Source organism: Pedobacter sp. (genome assembly GCF_035566355.1).
In the GTDB taxonomy this organism is placed as follows: Bacteria; Bacteroidota; Bacteroidia; order Sphingobacteriales; family Sphingobacteriaceae; genus Pedobacter.
This window is the reverse complement of sequence record NZ_DATMRL010000079.1, coordinates 1-7143: the sequence shown is the minus strand read 5'-3', so window position 1 is coordinate 7143 and position 7143 is coordinate 1. Positions and strand designations below refer to the sequence as shown.

At 40.0% G+C, this 7143-nt stretch carries 4 protein-coding genes and 1 pseudogene; all 5 read left to right on the top strand.

The genetic code is table 11. From position 1 onward, the window contains the following. Nucleotides 1–531, top strand: a pseudogene (locus tag VNZ46_RS02935) (hypothetical protein); the annotation flags it as partial. A gap of 127 nt (nucleotides 532–658) precedes the next feature. Further along, nucleotides 659–1222 (top strand): RNA polymerase sigma-70 factor, encoded by a 564-nt coding sequence (locus VNZ46_RS02930; RefSeq protein WP_325558583.1) that lies wholly within the window; start codon nucleotides 659–661, stop codon nucleotides 1220–1222. Nucleotides 1223–1319: 97 nt separating this feature from the next. Further along, nucleotides 1320–2474, top strand: a complete 1155-nt coding sequence (locus VNZ46_RS02925; protein ID WP_325558581.1) for a FecR family protein — start codon at nucleotides 1320–1322, stop codon at nucleotides 2472–2474. A gap of 129 nt (nucleotides 2475–2603) precedes the next feature. Next, nucleotides 2604–6005 (top strand): TonB-dependent receptor, encoded by a 3402-nt coding sequence (locus tag VNZ46_RS02920; RefSeq protein ID WP_325558580.1) that lies wholly within the window; start codon nucleotides 2604–2606, stop codon nucleotides 6003–6005. Nucleotides 6006–6017: 12 nt separating this feature from the next. Further along, nucleotides 6018–7143 (top strand): RagB/SusD family nutrient uptake outer membrane protein (locus tag VNZ46_RS02915; RefSeq protein ID WP_325558579.1); only part of this gene is annotated, 1126 nt, incomplete at its 3' end.

Here is a 7143-nt window from a genome sequence, read left to right as displayed (position 1 = left end):
AGTGGCTTTGAACACCAGGTAGCGGCACATTTTATGGCTGAGGGAATGCCTGATGAAGGTTTGATTTTAACCCGTGCTATTCATGATAGGCACCATGCAGCAAAACGAAATCCTTTTAATGAAATTGAGTGCAGTGATCATTATGCAAGAGCTATGGCCAGTTATGGTACATTCGTTACAGCTTGCGGTTTTGAATATCATGGGCCAAAAGGATATATTGGTTTTGCACCTAAATGGAATAAGGAAAACTTTAAGGCAGCATTTACAACCGCGGCAGGATGGGGTACGTACAGCCAACGGAAAACAGATCTTAAGCAAATCCATAGTTTTGAATTGAAATATGGGGAGTTAGCGCTCAATAAGATTGCATTAGAGAAATTAGGTGGGAAAAAGGTAAGTTCTGTTTCGGCAATATTGGATGGCAGGCAAATTCTTATTGAGTTTATACAGAAAAATAATGCTTTGGAGGTTCTCCTAAAAGACAAGGTCAGTATTGGGGAAAATCAAACTTTAATAATTACGATTTCTTAAGATTAAAGAACAGCGAATTGATTAAAATAGTACATCAACAACTAGTCGATCAATAAAAAGTGATGCAGGTTAAATACAATTAAAATAACATTATATATATTCGTATGCAACTAAACCAAATATGTATATGTCTTCTTCAAAAAAGGATGAACAGGAACAAGAACTCATTGCCGCTTTAATTTCGGGAAGTGAGTCTGCCTTTACGAAGATTTACGATCATTACTGGTTGAAACTCCTGTCTCTGGCTTATAGCCATACCAAAAATAAGGAAGTTGCTGAAGGTATTGTTCAAGATGTTTTTATCAGTGTATGGAAGAGAAGGAACGATATTTCTATTCATTCCCTTTCCGGTTATTTTGCTATTGCAGTTAAATTTTCAGTGTATAAGTATAAACAACGGGAGCAAAGGCGTAAGCAGATAGAAAAGGAGAACTATTACCAGGATATCTTAATTGCGGATGATGAACGGATCGAAGTGCGGTTTCTTGAAGAATACTTTAGAGGTGTTGTAGAACAACTCCCTGAGAAATGCAGGATGGTGTTTAATTACAGTCGGGTTCAGGGCTTAAATAATCCTGAAATTGCCAGAGAAATGAACATTTCAGAAAAAACAGTAGAAGCGCACCTTACCAAAGCATTAAAGACCCTAAAAGGGTCACTTAAAGATGCAGGCTTCCTATTTCTACTTTAGCTTAGAACTAAAACGATTAATTAATTATTTTTTTTAATCTGGACTAAGGGATAGCTGCTCTTTATGGTACTTCCTTTATATAAGCCAGATATAAATAATGAATGACGATAAGCTGAACAATCTTATACAAAAGTATTTAAACGGGTCCATAAGCGAGCCGGAGCGGAAGGAACTGCAGGAAGAGTATGATCGTCAATCCAGTCAACCAACAGAATGGCTGGCTGAACATATAGATGAAAGTAACCTAGTTAAAGAAAGAATCCGCTTAAATATCAAAAAGGAAATTTTTACCGGGCAAACTCTGAATTCCAGGGTTAAACATCTGTATCGCTTACTTTCTGCTGCTGCTGTTCTTTCTATTGCCATTGGAACAGGTTGGTTTATGATCAGCAGATCAACAAAAACAGAGTTAACAGCTGCCGTTCACAAAGAGCGGCCAAATCTTATAAAACCCGGAACGGATAAAGCTTTATTGATCCTGGCCGATGGAAAACAAATTGTGCTGGATAATGCGAAGCCAGGAAATATCATTAACAGTTCAGGTACACAAATCATTAAAACCAAGGAGGGGCAGCTGGTTTATTCTGCTGGTGAGCAAAAAGCTACAGGTGGATCCGTTATGAATACTCTTAGTACGCCACGTGGAGGACAATATAAAATTTTGCTGCCGGATGGTACACTGGTCTGGCTAAATGCATTGTCATCTTTGAAATTTCCAGCTGTATTTGCTGGTAATGAAAGACGTGTGGAGCTTGCCGGTGAAGCCTATTTTGAGGTTGCAAAGGACAAAAAGCATCCATTTAAAGTAAAAACCGCTCTTCAGGAAGTTGAAGTACTAGGCACTCATTTTAACGTTATGGCTTATGAAAATGAAAGTTTGATCAGGACAACTTTACTGGAGGGATCAGTACGGATTCATTCCAAAGGACAAGAATCTTTGCTGCATCCGGGACAAGAATCTGTTCTGGAAAAGAGCAAAGGAAATATTGTTGTAAAGAATGTCTCTATTGAGGAAGCAATTGCCTGGAAGAATGGCTTTTTCATGTTTGTCCATGAAGATATACACTCTATTTTAAATAAAATATCCAGGTGGTATGATGTAGACATTGTTTATCAAAGCCAACAACTGGATAACCGTTACAGTGGTACGATTTCAAAGTTCGATGAGGTAACAGAAGTTTTGAAGACCATGGAAATGACTGGAACCGTACATTTCAAGATTCAGGGAAGGAGGATATACGTAATGGATTAAAATCTTACCTGATCAATAAAAGCTAAAAAAGACCCGGAGATTGAGCCCTCCGGATCTTCAGGCCAATTGGCCAATAGCAAGTATTATCAACCCATTTCATCATAATAAGTATTAAATCTTACTAACCAAATGTATAAATTATTTAACACAACTGCATGGGGTGTATCTGGATCCCTGCGTTTTAAATTTCTGCTGAGAATGAAATTTATTTGTATGTTTCTGCTGGTCACCATATTTCAAAGCAGAGCAAGCACCTTTGCTCAGAAAGTGACCCTAAATGCAAACCGTATGCCTATAGAAAAGGTTCTCGAATCTTTGAAGAAGCAAACGGATTATAATTTTTATTTCAACGATGCCCTTCTTGGAAAAGCAAAAACAATTACTTTAGATGTTGAAGACGAGCCATTTTTGGAAGTCTTAAAGAAATGTTTTGCCGGGCAGCCTTTTACTTATTCTATTAACAAGAATGTGGTTGTACTCCGACCATACACAGCTGCAGAGTTGGTCGAAAGGCAAGATATTGTTATATCTGGTAAGGTAACCGATGAAAAGGGGCAGGGCATACCGGGTGCGGGCATTAAAGTAAAAGGAAGCCAACAGGCAGTTACCACCAATACTGAGGGAAATTTTTCTATCCGGACATCGGAAAATACCATTCTGGTGGTTTCTTATGTTGGTTATACCTCGGAAGAAGTAGCTGTTAATGGCCGAACGTCAATTAATATTTCGCTGAAACAAAGTGAGCAAATACTGGCCGATGTTATTGTGGTTGGTTACGGTACCCGAAAAAAATCTGACGTTACAGGAGCGGTTTCTTCTATTAGTGAAAAGCAGCTAAGGGAGATTCCCGCAGGGAATATTGCTACCGCTTTACAAGGCAGCGCGCCAGGTTTATCTATTCAAAAAAGTGGCGGAAACAGCCAGCCCGGTGCTGCACCAACCATACGGATTAGAGGCGAAAGATCTTTGGGTGCAAACAATGATCCTCTTATTATTTTGGACGGGATACCGTTTAATGGTAATCTGAACGACATCAGCCAGGACGATATCGTTTCTGCGTCTATTTTGAAGGATGCTTCTTCCACAGCAATTTATGGTTCGAGAGGAGCTAACGGGGTTGTACTGATCAATACAAGAAGGGGTAAGAATGGAAAACCTATAATTAATTACAGTGGTTATGTAGGTTTTAACCAATCATTGGGACATTATGATGTGATGGATGCCAATCAGTTTTTACAAATGAGGAAGTGGGCAAAGATTAACGGCTCTGCCCCAGGTTCCTATACCGGAATTAATGATCCTGCTTTAGTTTCTGATGATGCCAATAAAACGGTTTTTTCTGACAAAACTGAATACGCGCTTTATAAGGCGGGAACAAATACCGACTGGCAGGATTTGCTGTATAAAACTGCCTTATTGACCAATCACCAGGTTGGCGTATCTGGAGGAACAGATCTTACCCAGTATGATATGTCATTGGGCTATTATACTGCAGGAGGAATTTATCCTGGTCAAAGCATGAACCGCTATACCGCAAAACTCAGTATTGACCATAAATTGGGAAAATATGTTAAGGTTGGTTTGAGTTCATTGAATAGTTATAACCTTACAAAAGGCTCCAATCTAAATCCGGTGAGCCAGTTCTTACAGGCCAGCCCTTTCTCTAAACCTTATCTGGATAATGGTACGCTTTCCACTTATTTGCCGGGAAGTAATCAAAACGTGTGGAACCCGCTATCTGATTTTGTGCCTGGTGCATTGGCAGACGATGTGAAACGCTTGAGTACATTTACTACGGCCTATATTGATGTTGACTTTACACATGGTTTTAAATACAAATTAAATACTGGAATAGAGATCAGCCCGGAAACGCAGGGTAAATTTTATGCCAGTAATACAACGAAACAGCTGGGAACCCAAAACTATGGTTACAACAGACATTACACAGGTTACAATTATACCATTGAAAATATTTTGACCTATGATAAAACTATAGCAGAAGATCATGTGATTAATTTTACTGGTTTATATAGTTTACAGAAAAACCGTTCTGAAGTGAGCGACGTGAGCTACCGGGATATACCAGCAGATTATCTTCAATACTACAATCCAAAATATGCTTCCAGTATTACCAGCAGCGGTGATTTTACCAAGAATGCCATCCTTTCTTACATGGGGCGTTTGAATTATACTTATAAAGATAAGTATTTGCTAACTGTGACCATGCGCTCGGATGGGTCTTCCAGACTTGCTGCCGGTAATAAATGGCATTCATTTCCTTCAGCCGCAGTGGCATGGAACCTGGGCCGTGAAAGCTTTTTGGAAAATAGCAAGTCGATTTCTGCGCTTAAACTCAGGGCGAGCTATGGAAGGGTAGGAAATCAGGCCATTGGGGCGTATGAAACTATGGGCTGGCTAACGAATATCTATTACAACTATGGAGGCACGAATGTTCAGGGTACCTATCCCGACGCTGATCACCCGGCAAATCCAAGCCTGGGCTGGGAATATACCAGCACACTAAACTTCGGACTAGATTATGGATTGTTTAAAAACCGCATTACTGGATCGATAGAATATTATCAGCAGAAAACAAGCGACATCCTTCTTTATCAAAGCCTTCCAAGAACCTCTGGTTACAGACAAATCCGGAACAATATAGGCAATACCCAAAACAACGGGATGGAGTTTAACCTTAGTACGGTTAATTTTGAAGGTGATGGACATCAACAGTTCAGCTGGACAACAGATGTGAATGTTTTCTTTAACCGGAACAAAATTACTTCTTTAGCTTCGGGGGTTACTAAAGATCTGGCCAACTCCTGGTTTGTAGGTTCTCCCAATGGAGTTTTCTTTGATTATCAGCGTGTTGGATTATGGCAAAATACACCCGAAGATATTGCTTTAGCTTTAAAATATGGTCTTGTGGGTAGTGCAGATGCTTATTTAAAAGGCACCAATTCACTGGTGGGTACTGTTAAAGTAGCGGATACGAACGGTGACGGGAAAATAACGGCAGATGACAGGGTGATCTTAGGTGCCAGACAACCTAATTTTGAAGGGGGAGTAACCAACAGATTTGCTTACAAAAATTTTGATTTTTCTTTTGTAACCTATTTCAAATCAGGAGGAAAACTAAAATCAGGAATTCATGGGGGTTGGTCAAATACCCTGCAAGGTGGTTATAATAATCTTAATGTAGATTATTGGACGCCAGATAACCCGGTTAACTATTGGCCTAAGCCCAATTCATCTCTGCAAACCCCGGCATACCGGTCTACATTAGACTTGTTTGATGCTTCCTATCTAAAGATCAGAACCATTACCCTTGGGTATACGCTCCCACCGGATGTGTTAAAGAAGATTGGTGCGAGATCGGCCAGGATATATGCCACAGCATCTAATCCTTTCACGTTCTTTTCTCCATATAAGAAAGATGCACGAGGCCTGGATCCGGAAACAAATAATGCCATCGATGAGATTACCCCATCCTTGTACTCCATGTTATTCGGCATCAATGTTTCATTTTAATACAGATAGATCATGAAAAAGATAATATACAGTATAGCCGCAATCATCGTTATTTTAGTTTATGCCGGCTGTAAAAAAGAACTTATAGAAGAAAATCACTCCAAATTAACAGAAGATTTTTTCTCTACCCCGCAGGGTATCGAGAGTGGTTTAAATGCTGCGTATGGGGGATTAAGAGGCTTATATGGTCCAGAAGAAGGGCTAGAAGCTTTTACCAACATTGGTACAGATGAACTGCGGATTGCCAATGGTAACAGGACCACTAATGTGGCCAATTACAACATATCTTTTAATTCTGCCAATGAATTCTCCAATTCTATTTGGAACAATTGCTATCAATGGATCAATACCTGTAATGGATTGGTAGACTTTGGTGCAAATCTTACCGGAATAACTGAGGCGGCAAAAAAGCAAAAGATTGCAGAAGCAAAGTTCCTGCGCTCTTTCTATTATTTTACGTTGGTTCAGTTCTTTGGTGATGTAACACTCAATAAAAATTATTCCAGCGGGCCCACCAGTGCAGCGGTTCGCAACAGCAAAGCCGATGTTTACAACTTTATCATTTCAGATCTAAAATCTTGTATCACGGATCTTTCACCGAGTCCGCAGCTTAACGCATTACAGCAGGGCAGGGCTTCCATAGCCGCGGCGAAACATCTTTTGGCTAAAGTCTATTTAACCAGAGGGTATTCTAATGCAGCTGTTGCAACAGATTTTCAGGATGCACTCGATATGGCTAAGGGTTTAATAGACCAGTCTGCTGCTCTAAACCTCGGACTGCTTCCTGATTTCGGGGATGTTTTTAAACCGACCAATGAGAACAATAAAGAAGTGCTATTTAATGTGCAATACTCTCGTGATCTTACCTACGGCGGCAGCCATACCTGGAACCACTTGTATGTGTGTCCATATGATGCTTATTTAGGTGAACGTAACCTGAATGATGGCCGTTCTTATGCCTGGTTCAGAGCAACCAAATGGGTTTATGAAACTGCCTTTGCCGATAAAGTAAATGACGTACGTTATTATAAGACCTTCCAGTCTGTCTGGAAAGCTTCTAAGCCAATCAACCTAAACGGGACAGGGACTTATGTGGTAAAAGTAAACGGTGTTTCGTATACTTTACCTAACCCGGTAG

Excerpts from the sequence above, each read along its gene's own strand:
- VNZ46_RS02920 (WP_325558580.1), top strand. The coding sequence starts at position 2,604 with ATGTATAAATTATTTAACACAACTGCATGGGGTGTATCTGGATCCCTG.
- VNZ46_RS02930 (WP_325558583.1), top strand. The coding sequence starts at position 659 with ATGTCTTCTTCAAAAAAGGATGAACAGGAACAAGAACTCATTGCCGCT.
- VNZ46_RS02925 (WP_325558581.1), top strand. The coding sequence starts at position 1,320 with ATGAATGACGATAAGCTGAACAATCTTATACAAAAGTATTTAAACGGG.